Source organism: Pedobacter cryoconitis (genome assembly GCF_001590605.1).
In the GTDB taxonomy this organism is placed as follows: Bacteria; Bacteroidota; Bacteroidia; order Sphingobacteriales; family Sphingobacteriaceae; genus Pedobacter; species Pedobacter cryoconitis_A.
Genome location: NZ_CP014504.1, coordinates 617,093 through 634,939, shown reverse-complemented (window position 1 = coordinate 634,939; position 17,847 = coordinate 617,093). Strand labels below are relative to the sequence as shown.

Here is a 17,847-nt window from a genome sequence, read left to right as displayed (position 1 = left end):
TCCTGGTTTATAGCCTAGCCTGAAACCTCTTGTAAGATTTTTTACGATCCACGGACCAAAATTCCTTCGTAGAAAAAAACAGGAAATAAGATTGAAAAAAAAATAAAATGAAGAATAAGCGGATCTCTTTTATAGTAATTCTGGTAATTATTGTCTTATTTATTGGGTTGCTGTTAAGAACATCTTTCAACCAATATACTGAGCAAAAAACACTTCAGGCCACAAGTCTGCAGCGAGATGCAAATAACGAGCAAATCTACAAGCTGGATACCATTAATATGGGAATGCAGGAAGCGGAAAACAACTTCAGAATGTACACCTCCCTATGGGAAAAGAAATATTTCATCAAATATAGCCAGGGCATCCGGCATATCTCTTCTCTATTGGAAAGCTTCTCAAAAGAAGATTTAAATGCTGTTTCCAGTGATATTTCCAGCGATTTAGCTAAAAGGAATAAGCAGATTTTACTTTATGCTAAAATCAAAAAGATGACAGATTCCCTGATGTCTGTCAATTTGAAAGTTGATACTGGTACAACTTTACCTGCCACCATTTCCTTTAGGAAACCACCACGGCCTGTCGTCAAAAAGATTATCAAAACCGAAGTCATCAAGCCCGTTCCTGAAGCGAAGAAGACCAAGTTCTTTCAGCGTATAAAAAGTGCCATACTCAATAAAGATGATAAAAAAGATACTGCCCTGACCAGTAAAACAGAGACCGTTATCATCGAGGCTAATGAAAATGACAACATTTATACCAGAAAAAATCTGGAAGATGTAGAAAAATTCTATAAAAACCTTTTTGAAAGTCAGCGTGGGAATCACAAGTTGCTGACCGAAAATGAAAGAGCAATTTTAAAAACCAACGGACAGATCCTGGACAATATCAAAGTGATGTTTAATGAATTCAGAACCAGGGAACATCAGCTTCAGCAAGCTAGAAAGATGTCATTAAGAGACCAAACATTGCATTCTTTAGAAGTCATAGGCACTTCAGGAAAGATCAATTTCCTGATCAATATAGTTTCAATGATCGTGATTATTTCTTTGCTGATTATACTCTATCGTGCCTATAATAAGATTGTCAAAGCCAACAAATTAGCTTCTGAACAGGTTATCGTTAAATCCAGGTTCTTTACCAGCATAAGTCATGAAATGCGGACACCGTTAAATGCAATTCTGGGCGCAACAGAACAGCTTAAAGCTACTCCATTAAATACTGAACAAGCGGCGATGGCAAATTTGCTGGAAACCTCTTCTTCGATGTTACTGTCTGCTGTCAATGAAATCCTCGACTTTTCAAGGATGGAAACAGGAAAATTGTCTCTTTCAAAAACCCCTTTTCATTACAAAACTATTCTGCATGAAATTGTTGCAGCCACCGCTGTACTTGCCGATCAGAAAGGATTGAAATTGATATTGAATCAAAAGGATGCACCAGAGCTATTGATCACAGGTGATCCTTACCGGTTAAAACAAATCCTGGTCAACCTGATTGCTAATGCAATTAAATTTACGGACCAGGGAGAAGTCCGGGTAAAGGTCAATAGTAAGAAAACAGAAACTGGTCAGGTCTTATTGTTGATTGAAGTCAGTGATACTGGTATAGGGATTTCAGAAAAAGAACTGCCTTTTATCTTCGATGAGTTTTCACAAGTCATCAACAACAAGCGCATGGACTGGCAAAAAGGATCAGGATTGGGATTACCAATTTGCAAAAAGCTGGTTGATCTCCATCATGGAAAAATAACGGTGAATAGTATTTTGGGTAAAGGCACAACTTTCCACCTGGAACTGCCTTATGCAATTGCAGCGCATCCACAAGAAGTTTTAACAGACAAAGAGGCCCTGGTTTCCAGAGTAGATGCTTTTAAAAACATTCATTTACTGGTAGTGGATGATGCAAATATGAATTTACTGGTTATCAAAATGATTTTTAATAAGCACAAAATTAGTTTTGATACTGCAACCAATGGTGAAGATGCCTTAAAAGCATTTGATGCCCAACATTATGATATGGTGTTAACAGATATAGAAATGCCGGGTATGGATGGTGTTGAGCTAACTAAGAAGATCAGAGCGCACTATGATATAAAAAAATGCAGGACACCAATTATCGCTATAACTGGCCAGATTTCTCCTGAATCTCATCAGAATTACATTTCTTCAGGTTTGAATGACTATATCGTTAAGCCATACAAAGAGAGTGAATTACTAGAAAAAATACTGGATTACCTTCCTTAATTTCATTGCTTAATTAAATTATTACCGCTAATCAATTGATTAAAAATCAGTTGATTAGCAGAAATGCACCTATAATTGTCTTGCTAAATGTCTCACATTTGAGAAATTAATCCTAAAATTGTGTCTGAATAAATTGAAATGTAAAATTGAATACGCATGAAAGACACCAAACAAAAAATTATTGATACTGCTATTGAAATCTTTAATGATGACTATTCAAGCGCACTTGAAAAGATAGCTGAACGGGCTCAAGTAACCAGAAGAACACTCCACCGGTATTTTACAGACCGGAATGATTTGCTAAAGGCTTGCCACCTTGAAATGCAGAACAAATGCAAAATCAATATTACCAATGCCATCAATAGCGCTGAAGATCCGCTTATCCAGTTAGAGCGGGTTTTATATGCAAGTATAGACTGCGGTTCTAAATATGCTTTCTTTCAAAAATTACATCAGTATCAGGGGCATCAGCACCAGAAAGAAGATGAGGATTGCGCAACCTATGACCAGACTTTTTCTCCGGCTACAGCTGTCATTAAGGAATTACAAAAAAGGGGAATTATCAGTCCTAACCTTACGCTTGCCTGGATCAATTTGTTGATGAGCGGAATTGTCACAGCGACCATTCAATCTTCAACCAGTGGAGCGGTAGCAAAAAACGACATTAAAGGCTTTGCCTGGTTTTCATTCAGTAACGGAATCGGAATTAATAAACTATAAAAATGGAAAAACAAGAATTTGAAGTTATCATTATTGGTGGTAGCTATAGTGGCTTATCAGCAGCGATGTCTTTAGGCAGGGCAATCAGAAAAACATTGATCATTGACAGTAATCAACCCTGTAACCGTCAAACCCCACATTCTCATAATTTTATTACACAGGATGGCTTTAGTCCGGCGCAAATTGCGAAAGCAGCGAAGGATCAGGTGTCAGTTTATCCAACAATCCAGTTTATGGAAGATGCTGTGGTCAGTGCTATTGGGGAAGACTTTAATTTCACAGTAACTACTGCTTCAGGCTTACAGATCAGCGCGAAAAAACTCTTGTTTGCGACCGGTGTAGCAGATCAGCTTGCTGATATTCCCGGACTTTCGTCCTGCTGGGGAATTTCTGTTATTCATTGCCCCTATTGCCATGGTTATGAATATAAAGATCAGCCAATGGGGATTTTATCAAATGATGAAAACACAGTAGATTTCAGCAAATTAATTTCCAACTGGAACAAAGATCTCCGCGTTTTCACCAACGGAACGCCAAAATTCAGTGCCGCTCAACAACAGGAAATCAGCGCTTCAAAAGTTACCGTTATTGAAAAGCCAATCGCGGGCATCGAACATGTAGCAGGACAATTGACAGGCATTCGGTTTTTAGACGGAACATTGGAAAAAATTGATGCACTTTATACCAGGCCTCCATTTGTACAACATTGCCTTGTGCCTGCAGAAATGGGCTGTGAATTGGATAAAAGAGGTTATATTTTGACTGATGATTTCAAAAAAACTACAATTCCGGGAGTATATGCAGCAGGAGATAATACAAGTCCGATGAGATCTGTTGCAAACGCAGTGGCAGCAGGTAGTATTGCGGGTGCTATGCTTAACCACGAACTGATTATGGCCTAAGTTTTAAATCGTAAACATTTAAGCAGCAATTATTTGTGTTTTAACTATATTTTATCCTTAACTTACTTATACCAAATGAGTTTATCTTAAAAAGGAGGTTTTATGAATATGGTTCAAAAAATTGAGCACTGGGGTGATCTCCATCATACCAAATCGCTCGACATAGTCCGTATCGGGCTCGGATTACTGATTTTAAGCAAAGGTATTGCCTTTGTCAGTGACACCGGAGTTCAGCAAGAATGGATTATACAGCACAATACGCTTGGATTTTCAGGATTAATGGCTGTTGCGGTATTACATACGGTGGCTTTTGCGCACCTGGTCGGTGGTTTACTGATCCTGATCGGATTGGTTACGCGCTTTGCTGCTGTGATACAAATCCCAATTCTGTTGGGTGCTATTTTCTTTGTTAATATTTCTAAAGGGTTCTCTTTTCTCAATTCAGAATTATGGCTGTCAATCATTGTATTGCTCCTGCTGGTTCTTTTTTGGGTAGTAGGTTCGGGACCGTACTCCGTAGATAACTGGATGAAAACACATCGTCCAAAACCATAAAATGTAGCGTAAGTTAAACTTACGCTACATGAAATATGCCCTGCTCATCTTTATTCCCAAAAGCAGTAAGCGCCAGCTGTTTTAAATCAGCATTCGCAGCCACACTCCATTTGAAACTTCGCGGTATACATCATAAATATAAATTTCCATTCACTTGCTATCATGCCAGATATCAAATACTTGCTGAGTACGGCAGTAAAAGAGAGTGGCAAAGAAGTTTATATCGGGATTTAATTTATAGGTGACTGGCATTCTTTTGCTTACACTATTTACTATTTTTGGTAAAACAGCCTTTGCTCAGGCGCCAAAAAAATATCGGGCTAATATTGGGTTTTATACTGAAGTCTATTATAGATCTTTCCAAAAAGAGGTTAAAATTCTAAACTAATAATCATTATTTTTAATCCTTCAATATGGAAATTAATCTTACTACTTCAGATCAAATACAAAAAAGGAGCTTTACGAAAAGACTATTTACAAATCTCACTTTTTGGGTTTTGATTGCAATTATTGCCGGGATTGTTCTGGGAACCACAAATCCTGCATTGGCTATAAAAATGGAAATTGTAGGTAAGACCTTCGTGGATATTATCAAACTATTCATTGCGCCGATTATTTTTCTGACTATTGTTTTAGGAATCAGCGGCATGGGCGACCTGAAAAAGGTGGGCCGGATTGGTGTGAAGTCACTGGTTTATTTTGAAATCGTAACTACATTCGCTTTAGCTATAGGCATATTTGTGGCTTATATAATACGTCCGGGGCACATTGACCGGTCAGGCCTGAATATACAAGATCCTTCTAAATACACTAAAGCTGCCGAATCGGGTGCTGGTTTTGACTGGGGCAAGTTTTTTATGTCTAACCTGACCTTACAAGTTTTGGCCGTTGCGATTGTGATTGGGGTTGCACTCAATTTTTATTCAAAAAGAGAAGCGGTTATCGGTGTTTTAGGTAAAGCCTCAAAATTAGTTTTTGGCGGTTTAAGATACGTAATGTACCTCGCACCTCTTGGTGCTTTCGGAGGAATGGCTTATACGATTGGTAAATTTGGCTTGCAAACACTGATCCCTTTAGGAAAACTGATGGGTACGGTCTATTTAACCATGGCACTGTTTGTATTTGTAATTCTGGGCTCTATCCTCAGGTATTTTAATTTAAGCATCTTTAGTTTTCTTAAATATATCAAAGAAGAATTGCTGCTTGTTTTGGGAACTTCTTCTTCGGAATCGGCTTTGCCTTCTATTATGAAAAAACTAGAGCAGCTGGGTTGCAGTAAATCGGTTGTCGGACTGGTTATTCCCACTGGTTATTCTTTCAATCTGGATGGGACATCTATCTATTTATCAATGGCAGTTATCTTTTTAGCGCAGTTGTATAATGTTCATTTATCATTTGCAGAGATGCTGAGTATCATTGGTATATTAATGTTAACCTCTAAGGGGGCTGCGGGCGTGACAGGCAGCGGTTTTATCGTATTGGCTTCTACGCTTACTGCGATCCATAAAATCCCTGTAGAGGGGCTTGCGTTCCTTTTAGGGGCAGACAAGTTTATGAGTGAAGCGCGTGCAATCACGAATATCATTGGAAATGGGGTAGCTACGATTGTAATCGCAAAAACTGAAAATGAATTTCATCCGGGAGAAGGTAATATATTGGCGCTGAAAAAGTAAAACGGGTTTTAATTTTTACTACCGTTGCTATACTCAATTCAGCAATCTCTTCCAATAAAAAAACCGATCCATTAATCATGAACCGGTTTTTTTATTAAGCCTGCTAATGCAGGTACAAATATTATTATTTGTCGCTGTTTTTCTTTTCAGTTACTTCAGTACGGATGTCTTGAGCTAGTGTTTTTAAATCTTGCATTGCTTTACGTACTCTAGTACCGGCTGCACCGTTACCTGAATTGTAAAACTTGTCTGCATCTGCCTCAACTCCGGCGATTAACTCTTTTAATTTTGCGAATTTTTCCATGATATTTTTGTTAATTAAATTTGATTTCTGGGCTTAAAGTTAATAATTGTTTGTTTTCTTCCAAATGATTAACGAACGATAATTGGGTTTTAATATGTCTGGATGTTTATTTAAAACCATTTCTACCGGGTATTGTTAAAGATGCTATGATTCACTAACTCATAAAAGCATGAAAAAAGACAATTCACAAGAAAAACATAAAGTAGCTGATTCAGAAGACTTTAACACAGACAAACCACAAGAACAGACCTTACCACGGTACAATAGTACCAGCGAACACCGGGATGGAGCTGAGCTTCCTGCCATTGAAAATCTAAATCAACAGGAAGGAATAAAAGATCAGCTAAAAGACGCCAAAAACAATGATTCTGACAATAATATGACGAAAAATGATGACCCATTGTATGGCAAAAAGACCAAAACTGACCTCGGTGCAGGTCAAAGGGATGAAGACGAAGATGAAAAAGAGAAGATAATCCGCACCTGATCCCCTGCCGTACAGGAGATCAGAATAAACAGGTTTTTAATAAGATGCCGGAGCTGGCTGATTGGATTTCAGGTTAATTTTAGTCCTGTTCAGCTTCGGAAATAAAGCGATAACGAGCAATACAGCGATCAGCAAAATACTAATCAGCAGATCATAGTCCATCATAGCCCTTAATTGTGCCTGGCTGTCTACAGTCCTGTTCAATAAACCTCTCGCTACTTTGGCTGCCTGATCGGGTGCCATACCTTTATTGGTTAACGCACCTGTGTATTGCGCAAGGCGTTCAGTAACCACAGTATTCAGCCCGCTCAGGTGTTCCTGGAAACGGTTGATGTGGTTACTCTTTTGTTGCAGCTGAAAGTAATTAATTAGCGCAATGCTGGAACAAAATCCAGTAAAGCGAAAGAATACGCCGGTTGCAGAGGCAGAACTCCCTAAATGTTCAGGTACTGAGGAGATCGCAAAAACAATAATTGGCGTCATCAGCATCCCTGCCCCCATTCCCTGGATAATTAAGGGGAGAACAAAAGTAGAGGGATCAGCCTGTGTAGTAAACAGGAACCACATCCAGACATGAAAAATCAATAACAATATAAAACCATAGAGCCAAACCAGCCGGATTGGTCTTTTCATAATGATCAAACGCGAGGAGATCAGTACACTCAATAGAATACCGGCAATGTTCGCCGCCATGATATAGCCTATATGTATAGGGTCCATCCCTAAAATAACAGCGAAATAAACCGGGATAATTCCTAAAGCTCCACGTACCAGATATAAGATGAAGATCATAAACATCCCTACATTAAAATTCCTGTGCTTAAAGACATCCAGATTCAGGTATGGACGTCTGAGATGGAGCTGACGAATGACATGTAAAGTTATCAATACCAGCGTTCCCGATAAGCTCCAGACTATCCTTGAATCATGAAGCCAGTAATATTGCTGTCCGTAGACTAGTGTATAGCCTGATAAACATAAGACCAGCGCATAAATGATAAAACTATAAAAGTCCAGCTGATAAAGTGGCATCTTTTTGTTCAGCCTGATATTATTCATAATCACCAGAAGCAAAATCCCGCCTGGGATATAAGCGAAAATGATAAACTTATATAAGACATTATAATCAAAGGCGTCTAATATAGGTGCGGTAATGATAGTGGATATGGGTGTTATACACAATAGCATTCCATAAAAGATAGAATAACCTATTTCCCTTGCTCTTTCATTGTGCAGGCTGCCAAAAATCAGCGTAATGCAAATACTGGTAGACATACAATTAGACATCCCCTGCAGGAATCTAAAAAACAATAAGATATATAAATTCTGTGTATGAAAACAAACATAAGCCGTCCCCATCTGGATCAGAATGCTGAGTATAAAGTATTCCCTGGTAGCAATGAAAATGAAAAACCTTCTTTCCAGCGCAAAGAATCCGGCTACTGCCGCATAAAAAATCACCATAGAGTACTGGACGTCTGCTGGTTCAATACCATAATATCCAGCTGCTCCGGCGCCACTGGCAGTTGATAAGCCGAATAGCAAAAGTCCCGGAAAGATAACCAGAAAGATAGCTGCCCTGATTAACCAGACTGGCACCCACGATTTAAATACTGGCAGTGTTAAACTCATTAGTCTTTACTTATTTTGACATTGACATTCATCCCTGCACGCAACTGATCTACGACTTCTTTACTTTCTGTCAGTTTAATTTTAACAGGTATACGCTGAACTATTTTCACAAAGTTACCGGTAGAATTATCCGGAGGAAGTAAGGAGAACCTTGCTCCTGTTGCCGGAGAAAGAGAAACGATAGCACCTTTAAATGTTTGACCAGGAAAAGCATCGGCAGTAATTTCTGCTGTTCCATTGACTCTCATTTTTGCAATCTGCGTTTCTTTAAAATTAGCAATCACCCATTTACCTGCCTCCTGATTTACGATATAGGCCAGTGTTTGTCCAATCTGGATTTGTTGCCCTTGCTGAATTGTTCTTCTGCCCATTTTACCATGGTATGGTGCACGTATAACCGTATAGCTCACCTCGAGTTTACCCCTGTTCAGCAAAGCTTTGCGACGTTTGATTTCCGCTTCGTAAACTCCTTTTTGCGACCTGATATCATTGACTTTAGATAAGGATGCCTGGTAATTTTCCTGAGCGGCCTGATATTCTGACGTAGCTACATCCAGCGCTGCTTTACTGTTCTCTAATTGTTGTTGCGTGGCAGATTCTACTTTAAATAATTTAGAGTACCTGTCATAATCTTGTTGTTGTCTTACCAATTTTGCTTTTGCAGAAGCAATTTGTGATTGACTTGCCTGCGAAACTTTAGAGGTCGTTAAAACATTGCTTTCTAATACAGAAATCTGCGCCTGTGCATTGGAAAGTGCAGCTTCAGCTTCTTCTTGTTGCAATTGATACTCACTGTTATCAATGATTAGTAAAGTGTCTCCTTTTTTCACTTCCTGATTTTCTTCATATTTGATCTCCTTGATAAAACCACCCACGCGTGAAGTAATCGGATTGATATATTCTTCTACCTGTGCATCATTCGTATCCTCGTAATTGTATAGCTGAACCAGGGATATAATTCCCCAGACGGCAAGCCCTACAGCAATGACACCAGCAATCCAGGCTGTTATTTTTGTAATCAGCTGATCCGTATTCGTATAGTTATTCTTTGTTTTCATGTTAGAGGTTACCTATTGCCTTTTGTAATTGATAAAATTGTAGTTGTGCTGCGATTCTGGCCGCAGCGTAATCGAAACGCGTCTGAAGCAATTGTGTATCTGCATCGAGTAAGTCTGTCACTAAGGCTAACTGGTTGAAATAAGTATTGTTTACTATCCTCAGGTTCTCTGTCGCCTGAGTGATATTTTCCTTCGCCACATCAATCCTCGTGAGCGATTCCTTATATCTCAAATACGCTTCATTCACTTCCTGCCTGATTTTATCTCCTGTATCCGAATGTTCAACTTCCTGCTGCTGATATTTGAGTTCAGCGGCCCTCGCCTTATGTGTATTATGATAAAAAGCTGAAATCGGGAAACTTGCTTTAATCCCGGTCATACCCAAGCCGTAAACGGCTATTGAATAAGGGTAAAGCAAAATCTGAGGATATGAATAAGCGTAATTGGCAAATAAACCTAGCTTAAAAGACACATTTGCTTTTACATTCTTTACCTCCAGCTTACGTAACTCTGTTTCTTTTTCGGATATTTTATAAGCAAAAGAATGTGCCATCGCATCTGATAAATAGGTATTGTAAGGCTTCAACACCGGCAAATCAGCTTTTAAATCTTCTGCCGGCTGAATCACTGTTTCATCAGGCAATCCGGTCAGTATGTTCAATTTCTGATTGGCAATAGCCAGGTCATTGTTCAGCTGGACCAGCGCCATTTTCTGTCTGGATAATTTTAGGGTCACACGGAGTACATCACTTTTCAGTACGACCCCATTTTTAAGCAATTGTTTGATTTCTGCCAGTTGTTTTTCCTGATCACTGATATCTTTTAATAGCAAAGCTTTAAAAATATTACTCCTTTGCAGGTCAAGGAAATAAGCAGTAGCCCTTAATTTCATTTCCGAACTAGTCAGGTTACGCTGTTCAATAGCGATCTCATTTTCTTTCTTTTCTTCCGCAATCTTGATATTAGTTTTACTCCCGTTATACAAGTTAAGATAAGCGCTGCCGCCAAATTTATAGGAGGTATGTACCACTTCAAATTGACTCGGAGTATGGAATAGCCCATTTTCGTAAATAGGGACATTGCTGACTCTTGCGTATTCGCCTTCGGCAGAAATTTCAGGAAGACGCTCTGCTTTAGCATCCTTAATTCCTTCTGCAGTTCCTTTTACCCGAAGGTCCTGCATTTGTATGGTTTTATTATTTTCGGTCACTTTTTCCCAGATCTGGTTCAGTGACATTGAAATTGGAGTGGTCTCTTGTGCTTTCAGCCTGTTGAACAGGAAAATAGGGAAGAGCAACAAAACGAGTTTTTTATTAATGTAGTACATGTCTTTAAGAATGATACAAAATTACGGCTATGAAATACTTGTAATTTTATCTATATTACCAAATATTTGTCCATTCCAGCCAATGCCAGTTTTAGACACAGCAGCCTACCTTAAAAACATAGATTTTAAGCCAAAAAGTATTTTTATTGTCCATGAGAAGCTAGAACGCAGCCTTCCAAGACATGCTCATACCAAAGGGCAGCTCACTTATGTGGAAGGTGGAATTGCTTATATTCATATCCAGCGTAAGACCTATATTATTCCGGCAAGGCATTATGTATGGATACCAGGAGGCCTGGAACATTATCTGAATGTGAGAAATGCAGCTACGGTGACCCATAACTTATACTTTTATACGGAAGATGATCATTTAGACCCTTTTTATCAGAAATTAGGGATCTATCCGGTAAACAGCCTGTTATTTGAGATGCTGGTCTTTGCAGAGAACTGGACAGGAACAATTGAAAAGAAAGATCCTGGTTACAATTTCCTGGTAGCGATCAAAGATATTTTACCACAATTAAGTACCAAATCATTTCCGATTGCTTTGCCCACGACATCGAATACGAAGTTAAGGCCTATTGTCTTATATCTCTCTCAGAATTTTGCGCAACCGCTGACTTTGGAAAACCTGGCCAGCCGCTTTGGAATGGGTGAACGTACTTTATCGCGTTTGTTTCAGTCTACAATGAGTATCTCTTTTTTACAGTACCTAAAGCTGATCAGAACAGTAAAGGCCATAGAATTCATTATGCTGGGTGATAAGACGACTACAGAAATAGCCTATTTAACAGGGTATAATAGTCTGGCGGCCTTCAGTAAAGCATTTTTTCAGCTCACAAACATCAGGCCGTCAGATTTTGGCAAGAAGGATTAATCCAGCCTTTTTAAGTAAAAATCAGTTGGTATATCAACGATCAGCGGAACCTTTTCTACCGCGACAAAGCTTAAGTCCAGTCCGAATCCTCTTTCTTCTGGTACGCTAAACGTTTTAAGAATAGTATAATAAGCCATCGTAAAGCGTTCGATAAAGCGTAAACTGTTGGAGTTTGAAAGTACTTTCTCTATCACAACGAACCTGAAATCTCCTGCAATATTGTGCTCTTTCAGGGAAGCATATTTACTGGTAATATCAATTTCTCCGTTTTTAACCATCTCTTCTACTACTTTTCTGAACAGTACGTTTACGCGCTGCTCTACTCTGAATCCAAGACGGAAATCAATTCTGATCAGTTTTTTATCAACTAACTGCTCTACTTTATATTCCATTGTAAAAGGTTCATCGGTTACATCAACGTGTAGTAACCAATATACATCAGCTCTTTTTGGATGTTTCTGAATGATAGAGTACATGATGGAAGATTCAATTTCAAAGTTGAAATTGGCACTGGTCAGGTAAACTAACTGAGAGGCATATTTAGGAATAGTCTCATCTTCACTGATCTTACTGATGATTGGAAAATACTTCTCAATATCCACAAAACGCATGTACCTGTTTCTGATCCGGCGACCGTTTGACCAGGCCCACATGATAGAAAAAAGAGACATACCCAGGATTAATGTAAACCATCCACCGTGAAGGATTTTCACTGCGTTACCTGCAAGGAAGGTTAATTCAATCACTCCGTAAATCGTCAGGAAGATCACAATCAGGTACATCGGAACCTTTTTACGCATTAAAAAGATAGAGACCAGGATAGTTGTCATCAGCATGGCTACGGTAATTGATAAACCGTATGCTGCTTCCATATGCTCTGATTTCTGGAAAATCAAGACCACCAGGATACAACCGATAAACAAGACCCAGTTCATGGAAGGCACGTATAACTGGCCTTTTGAATTACTAGGATAATTGATTTTAACTTTAGGCCATAAATTTAATCTTACAGCTTCTGAAATCAGGGTAAATGATCCTGATATCAGCGCCTGACTGGCTACAGCGGCTGCTACAGTTGCAATCAGGATTCCGTAGATCAAGAACCAGTCTGGCATAATATGAAAGAATGGGTTAATTTCGCCAAGGTGTTTACCTTGTAATTGCCATAACCATACGCCTTGTCCCATGTAACTTAAAATCAAACAGATTTTAACATAGACCCAGCTCACACGGATATTAGAGCGTCCGCAGTGACCAAGGTCAGAGTAAAGTGCTTCTGCCCCTGTTGTACATAAAAATACTGCACCGATAATCAGGAATGCTTCAGGATTAGTAGTCAGGATATGATAGGCGTAATAAGGGTTGATTGCTTTAAGGATTTCCGGAAACTGCATGACATAAGCTGCGCCCAGAACAGCAATCATTGTAAACCAGATCCACATAATCGGACCAAAAGCTTTACCAATAAATGAAGTTCCGAATTGCTGGATACCGAAAAGGAAAGTGATAATCAGGATAACGATCGGCACGGTTGGCAGATCCTTATAAATAATACCCAGACCTTCAATTGCTGAAGAAACAGTTACCGCTGGTGTCATAATTCCATCAGCGAGCAAGGCTGCGCCACCAATCATGGCGGGAATAATGAGCCATTTTGCTTTACGTTTAACCAAAGAGTATAGAGAGAAAATACCGCCCTCCCCTTTATTGTCTGCCTGCAGGGTTATGATTACGTATTTTATAGTTGTTTGAAGTGTTAATGTCCAGAAGATACAGGATAAACCTCCCAGTATCAGGTCTGCAGTAATTAACCTGTCGCCAATAATTGCTTTGAAAACATAGAGTGGAGAAGTACCTATATCCCCGTAAATAATCCCTAAGCTAATTAATAAACCTGCCGCGGTTAGCTTATTGACGTCTTTATGATTTGCCATTTTTTTAATTTGAGTGGCGCAAATGTAGGGATTGTTCTACATTGAAGAGTACTATAATTTAAAAAATTAATATTTAATCCAATCTGTTTAAACATCTTACAAATTTCTATAGATATAATAAAGGTCATCTGAGACAAAACACCAATCCAATATTAAATCTATGTTAACTTAAAATCATCATTAACAGAATGATAATTAAACATTACCAAATCGTTAATTTACCTTTACAACGTGCCGATACCCATTTTCATTTTCCACGAACTACTTTTTAGAATTCAGTTGTTTGATCCTTCAATCGGATCTTATGTGTCCCATAGTTATACCAAATCTGGTGCGGTTATCGTCACTACAACGCGTACAGTCCGCATTAGCAGAGGTTTACTAAACAAACAATTCAAGGACCCGACTTTAATCCCCGAAGCCGCTATACAGAAACTTATTGCCTGATAGCTAATCTCATACAGAGTTGATGAAGACTTAACATTACCTTTTTATTTTTACAGAAACCCCATTCCGATGAATTCTGTATTCAACTTCTTCAGTCCGAAAGACAAAAAATTCCAGCCACTGTTTGAGCAGGATGCTAAAAATCTGGTTAAGATCTCCCAAAGCCTTTTATTAACGGTAACGACTGAGGACCAGGAGCAGCAGATTGCACAATTCAGAGAAACGGAAAGGCTGGAACAGGCTGGAGATGATATTACACATTCAATTTTCCTGGAGTTGAGCAAAAATTTCATCACTCCTTTTGACAGAGAAGATATTCATGCTTTAGTAAGTGCGCTAGATGATGTGGCGGATTATATCTACGCGACTTCTTTAAATATTGAATTGTATAAAGTCACTGTTTTTAGTCAGGAAATTGTACATCTGGCCAAGTTAATCACAGAAATGTCCAAAGATCTGGAATTAGCGATAATGGAACTCCGTAATTTCAAAAATACCAATATTATTGCTGATGTTTGTTTAAGAATTAATAAGGGAGAGAGCCAGGCAGATTTTCTTTGCAACACTGCCATCGCCCGTTTGTTTATCTCAGAAACAGATGCGATCGAGCTCATCAAGCAAAAAGAGATTCTCCAGACCCTGGAGATGGCTACCGATAAATGCGATGATGCAGCGAATGTGCTCGAGGCTATCCTGATTAAAAACGCATAAATAAGCATGTCATCAGAAAATAGAAAAACACCTTTATTTAAATTAAACCAACCAGACGATACCTATAAATTTCAGCCGCTGCCGGAACCGTTCGGAGAATATCCTTACCGGTTAAATTCAGGATTAACTTTGCCTGATCCTCATAAAATGGTCTTCCAGATTGCTGGTGATACAGGAGGATTAAAGTCCCCTTCTTTTCAAAAGCTTATTGCAGAAGAAATGAGCAAGCAATATCATCAGGCTAAAAGCCCGGCAGATCAGCCGCTGTTTCTTTACCATGTGGGTGATATTGTCTATCATTTTGGAGAAGCTGAACAGTACGAGCGCCAATTTTTCATCCCCTATAAAGACTATCCTGCTCCGATTTATGCCATTGCGGGTAACCATGATAGTGATGTAAACCCGAATGTAAAAACACCTTATTCAAGTCTTGCTTCCTTTACGAGTGTGTTTTGCGGAAAGACGCCAAGACCGGTCCCTTTCGGTACTAAACTAAATCGTATGAGTGGAATGCAGCCTCATGTGTACTGGACTTTACAAACGCCATTGGCTAATATTATAGGCCTGCATAGCAATGTCCCTAAATTCGGGGTCATTACTGAAGAACAAAAACGATGGTTTATTGAGGAGTTGAAACAGGCTGCTACTGAACGTGCAGAGAAAGCAATTGTAGTTTGTGTTCACCATGCACCTTATTCGGCAGATTTTAACCATAGCTCCAGTTTACCAATGATTAATTTCTTGGAAGATTGTTTTGAGGCTGCAGGGGTAACACCAGATCTTGTATTAAGTGGACATGTACATAATTATCAGCGCTTTAATAAAACTTATGCGAATGGAGAAGTAGTTCCATTTATCGTTTGTGGTGCGGGCGGTTTTGACGAGATGCACTGGTTAGTGGAGAGTGATGACCTCGAGTTTACGGATAAAAGCGACCTTTTTGATCACGTTACTTTAGAAAATGCATGTACAATGCAGCATGGTTTCTTAAATCTGGAAATTGAGAAAACTGAGCTGGGACATCAAATCAATGGAAAATACTATGCCATTCCGCATGAGGGGTTGAAACCAGGTGAAGATGCCAGTCTGTTCGAAGAGTTTACGTATTTTTGTAAGCATGGCGACAAACAGGTTGTTCAATAAATCTTCTCTTCAGAATTCCAAAAAAGAAAGTTTAACGCTCAAAGAAAGACTTGCAGCTTTAGGTAATTTGCCGGAATTCTTTAAAATGGTCTGGCAAACAAGCCCCCGGATGACCATTTCAAACTTGTTTTTGCGGATAGCGCGGTCAGCAACTCCGCTGGCGATGTTATATGTGGGTAAATTGATTATCGATCAGGTGATCTTATTCAGTAAAACGCCACAACAGCATGATCTGACTTATTTGTGGGAATTGATTGCGCTGGAATTTGCATTGGCTATTTGTTCAGATTTATTGAGCAGAGCGATCTCGCTACTGGACAGTTTATTGGGAGATCTTTTTTCTAAACATACTTCTGTACAGATCATGGAGCATGCCGCTACGCTCGATCTGGATCAGTTTGAAGATTCTATTTTTTATGATAAACTGGAACGGGCCAGGCAGCAAACTGTGGGACGTACAATTTTACTTTCGCAGGTGATGAGCCAGTTACAGGATCTGATTACGATGGGCTTTCTTGCAGCGGGCCTGATTGTATTTAATCCATGGTTGATTTTACTTTTATTCGTGGCCATTCTGCCTTCTTTTTTGGGGGAGTCTTATTTTAACGATCAAAGTTATGCGTTAACCAGAGGCCAGACGCCCGAAAGAAGGGAGCTGGATTATCTGCGTTTTTTGGGGGCTAGTGATGAAACAGCGAAGGAAATCAAAATATTTAATCTTTCTGGTTTTGTGATTGACCGGTTTTCGCTTTTATCGGACAGGTTTTACAAGGCGAATAAAAGATTGGCTGTACAACGTTCGGCATGGGGTGTGTTTTTTGCCTTATTGGGCACGGCAGGATATTACGGGGCTTATGTAGTGATTATCCTGGACGCGGTTTCAGGAAAAGTAACAATTGGGGAACTTACCTTTTTAGCGGGTTCTTTCCGGCAGCTCAGGACTTTACTGGAAGGAATCCTGACCCGTTTCACAGCGGTATCCCAGGGTGCTATTTATCTGCGTGATTTCTTCGAATTCTTTGAGATAATGCCAAAGATTACTACAGCAGACAAACCTATTCCGTTTCCAAAGACTATTCAAACAGGTTTTACTTTTGAGGATGTTGGTTTCCGCTATCTGAATTCTGAACGCTGGGCGAACAGGCATTTAAGTTTTACGTTGTTTCCCGGCGAAAAACTGGCGTTGGTTGGTGAAAATGGTGCTGGAAAAACAACATTGGTTAAGTTGCTGGCGCGCTTATATGATCCTACAGAAGGCCGGATTTTACTGGATGGCATAGATTTAAAAGCATATGATCTTGCGGATTTAAGAATGAACCTGGGGATTATTTTCCAGGATTATATCCGGTATCAAATGAGTTTTTCTCAAAATATAGCGGTTGGTAATATCAAGGAGAAAGAAAATGAGAGTTTAATCAAATCTGCTGCACATCAGAGCCTGGCCGATCAGCTTGCAGAAAAATTACCTGGGCAATATGACCAGATGCTGGGAAAAAGATTTTCAGAGGGTGTGGAGCTTTCTGGCGGAGAATGGCAGAAAGTGGCTTTGGCAAGGGCTTATATGAAGGATGCACAGTTGCTAATTCTGGACGAACCGACTGCAGCGCTTGATGCGAGAGCCGAGTATGAAGTTTTTCAACGTTTTTCTGAGCTGACTCATGGAAAGTCAGCGGTATTGATTTCTCACCGTTTTTCTACGGTAAGGATGGCCGACAGAATCCTTGTGCTGGAAAAGGGAGAACTGGTAGAAATTGGAAGTCATCAGCAATTGCTGGATAAAAACGGACGTTATGCGGAATTGTTTAATCTGCAGGCAATGGGTTACAGGTAGATT

The 17,847-nt window shown here is 39.4% G+C and carries 16 protein-coding genes; 11 read left to right on the top strand and 5 right to left on the bottom strand.

The features are described 5' to 3' along the window. Positions 1 to 107: 107 nt before the first annotated feature. The 5 genes from AY601_RS02740 (at position 108) to AY601_RS02720 (ending at position 6,093) form a co-directional block, all read left to right on the top strand. On the top strand, positions 108 to 2,243 hold the full coding sequence (locus AY601_RS02740; RefSeq protein ID WP_068396082.1) for an ATP-binding protein: 2,136 nt from the start codon (positions 108 to 110) through the stop codon (positions 2,241 to 2,243). A gap of 156 nt (positions 2,244 to 2,399) precedes the next feature. Beyond that, complete coding sequence (locus tag AY601_RS02735; RefSeq protein WP_068396079.1) at positions 2,400 to 2,963, top strand: TetR/AcrR family transcriptional regulator; 564 nt, start codon at positions 2,400 to 2,402, stop codon at positions 2,961 to 2,963. A gap of 2 nt (positions 2,964 to 2,965) precedes the next feature. Next, entirely contained in the window at positions 2,966 to 3,865 is a 900-nt protein-coding gene (locus AY601_RS02730) for an NAD(P)/FAD-dependent oxidoreductase (RefSeq protein WP_068396076.1), read from the top strand. Positions 3,866 to 3,967: 102 nt separating this feature from the next. After that, positions 3,968 to 4,420 carry a DoxX family protein gene (locus AY601_RS02725; protein WP_068396073.1) on the top strand — a complete coding sequence of 151 codons (453 nt, stop codon included), beginning with the start codon at positions 3,968 to 3,970 and terminating at the stop codon, positions 4,418 to 4,420. Between the two features lie 413 nt (positions 4,421 to 4,833). Beyond that, a complete protein-coding gene (locus AY601_RS02720) occupies positions 4,834 to 6,093 on the top strand; it encodes a cation:dicarboxylate symporter family transporter (protein ID WP_068396070.1) in 1,260 nt (419 codons plus the stop codon). Positions 6,094 to 6,217: 124 nt separating this feature from the next. Here the strand turns inward: AY601_RS02720 and AY601_RS02715 are convergent, their stop codons facing one another. After that, positions 6,218 to 6,397 (bottom strand): histone H1, encoded by a 180-nt coding sequence (locus AY601_RS02715; RefSeq protein ID WP_068396067.1) that lies wholly within the window; start codon positions 6,395 to 6,397, stop codon positions 6,218 to 6,220. Positions 6,398 to 6,566: 169 nt separating this feature from the next. Between AY601_RS02715 and AY601_RS02710 the strand changes: the two genes are divergently transcribed. Then, positions 6,567 to 6,884, top strand: coding sequence for a hypothetical protein (locus tag AY601_RS02710; RefSeq protein WP_068396064.1), 318 nt, complete (start codon positions 6,567 to 6,569; stop codon positions 6,882 to 6,884). Between the two features lie 36 nt (positions 6,885 to 6,920). Here AY601_RS02710 and AY601_RS02705 read toward each other — a convergent pair whose 3' ends face one another. From AY601_RS02705 to AY601_RS02695, 3 genes are read right to left on the bottom strand one after another with little or no spacing between them, the layout of a single operon-like run. Then, positions 6,921 to 8,516, bottom strand: coding sequence for an MFS transporter (locus AY601_RS02705; protein WP_068396062.1), 1,596 nt, complete (start codon positions 8,514 to 8,516; stop codon positions 6,921 to 6,923). Beyond that, complete coding sequence (locus tag AY601_RS02700; protein WP_068396059.1) at positions 8,516 to 9,574, bottom strand: HlyD family secretion protein; 1,059 nt, start codon at positions 9,572 to 9,574, stop codon at positions 8,516 to 8,518. Before AY601_RS02700 ends, AY601_RS02705 begins: the two co-directional genes overlap by 1 nt. 1 nt (position 9,575) lies before the next feature. Continuing rightward, positions 9,576 to 10,901, bottom strand: a complete 1,326-nt coding sequence (locus tag AY601_RS02695) for a TolC family protein (protein WP_068396055.1) — start codon at positions 10,899 to 10,901, stop codon at positions 9,576 to 9,578. Between the two features lie 82 nt (positions 10,902 to 10,983). Here AY601_RS02695 and AY601_RS02690 point away from each other — a divergent pair, with 82 nt between their 5' ends. Continuing rightward, positions 10,984 to 11,778 (top strand): helix-turn-helix domain-containing protein, encoded by a 795-nt coding sequence (locus tag AY601_RS02690; protein ID WP_068407052.1) that lies wholly within the window; start codon positions 10,984 to 10,986, stop codon positions 11,776 to 11,778. Here AY601_RS02690 and AY601_RS02685 read toward each other — a convergent pair. Next, positions 11,775 to 13,712, bottom strand: coding sequence for a KUP/HAK/KT family potassium transporter (locus AY601_RS02685; protein WP_068396052.1), 1,938 nt, complete (start codon positions 13,710 to 13,712; stop codon positions 11,775 to 11,777). The two genes, AY601_RS02690 and AY601_RS02685, sit on opposite strands and share 4 nt — an antisense overlap. Before the next feature lie 231 nt (positions 13,713 to 13,943). Here AY601_RS02685 and AY601_RS25505 point away from each other — a divergent pair, with 231 nt between their 5' ends. The 4 genes from AY601_RS25505 (at position 13,944) to AY601_RS02670 (ending at position 17,844) form a co-directional block, all read left to right on the top strand. After that, complete coding sequence (locus AY601_RS25505) at positions 13,944 to 14,159, top strand: hypothetical protein (RefSeq protein ID WP_157287659.1); 216 nt, start codon at positions 13,944 to 13,946, stop codon at positions 14,157 to 14,159. 69 nt (positions 14,160 to 14,228) lie between these two features. Continuing rightward, the gene (locus tag AY601_RS02680) at positions 14,229 to 14,870 is read left to right on the top strand and encodes a DUF47 domain-containing protein (RefSeq protein ID WP_198163593.1); all 642 of its coding nucleotides are present in this window, start codon (positions 14,229 to 14,231) and stop codon (positions 14,868 to 14,870) included. Between the two features lie 6 nt (positions 14,871 to 14,876). Continuing rightward, positions 14,877 to 16,013 (top strand): metallophosphoesterase family protein, encoded by a 1,137-nt coding sequence (locus tag AY601_RS02675; protein WP_068396046.1) that lies wholly within the window; start codon positions 14,877 to 14,879, stop codon positions 16,011 to 16,013. Further along, positions 15,988 to 17,844: an ABC transporter ATP-binding protein gene (locus AY601_RS02670; RefSeq protein ID WP_068396043.1), complete on the top strand. Its 1,857-nt coding sequence runs from the start codon at positions 15,988 to 15,990 to the stop codon at positions 17,842 to 17,844. Before AY601_RS02675 ends, AY601_RS02670 begins: the two co-directional genes overlap by 26 nt. Positions 17,845 to 17,847: the final 3 nt, after the last annotated feature.

Bases quoted from the DNA above. Each gene is read 5' to 3' on its own strand.
- AY601_RS02725 (WP_068396073.1), top strand. From the start codon at position 3,968: ATGAATATGGTTCAAAAAATTGAGCACTGGGGTGATCTCCATCATACC.
- AY601_RS02685 (WP_068396052.1), bottom strand. From the start codon at position 13,712: ATGGCAAATCATAAAGACGTCAATAAGCTAACCGCGGCAGGTTTATTA.
- AY601_RS02740 (WP_068396082.1), top strand. From the start codon at position 108: ATGAAGAATAAGCGGATCTCTTTTATAGTAATTCTGGTAATTATTGTC.
- AY601_RS02680 (WP_198163593.1), top strand. From the start codon at position 14,229: ATGAATTCTGTATTCAACTTCTTCAGTCCGAAAGACAAAAAATTCCAG.
- AY601_RS02670 (WP_068396043.1), top strand. From the start codon at position 15,988: ATGGCGACAAACAGGTTGTTCAATAAATCTTCTCTTCAGAATTCCAAA.
- AY601_RS02730 (WP_068396076.1), top strand. From the start codon at position 2,966: ATGGAAAAACAAGAATTTGAAGTTATCATTATTGGTGGTAGCTATAGT.
- AY601_RS02695 (WP_068396055.1), bottom strand. From the start codon at position 10,901: ATGTACTACATTAATAAAAAACTCGTTTTGTTGCTCTTCCCTATTTTC.
- AY601_RS02675 (WP_068396046.1), top strand. From the start codon at position 14,877: ATGTCATCAGAAAATAGAAAAACACCTTTATTTAAATTAAACCAACCA.
- AY601_RS02735 (WP_068396079.1), top strand. From the start codon at position 2,400: ATGAAAGACACCAAACAAAAAATTATTGATACTGCTATTGAAATCTTT.
- AY601_RS02720 (WP_068396070.1), top strand. From the start codon at position 4,834: ATGGAAATTAATCTTACTACTTCAGATCAAATACAAAAAAGGAGCTTT.
- AY601_RS02705 (WP_068396062.1), bottom strand. From the start codon at position 8,516: ATGAGTTTAACACTGCCAGTATTTAAATCGTGGGTGCCAGTCTGGTTA.
- AY601_RS02715 (WP_068396067.1), bottom strand. From the start codon at position 6,397: ATGGAAAAATTCGCAAAATTAAAAGAGTTAATCGCCGGAGTTGAGGCA.
- AY601_RS02700 (WP_068396059.1), bottom strand. From the start codon at position 9,574: ATGAAAACAAAGAATAACTATACGAATACGGATCAGCTGATTACAAAA.
- AY601_RS02690 (WP_068407052.1), top strand. From the start codon at position 10,984: ATGCCAGTTTTAGACACAGCAGCCTACCTTAAAAACATAGATTTTAAG.
- AY601_RS02710 (WP_068396064.1), top strand. From the start codon at position 6,567: ATGAAAAAAGACAATTCACAAGAAAAACATAAAGTAGCTGATTCAGAA.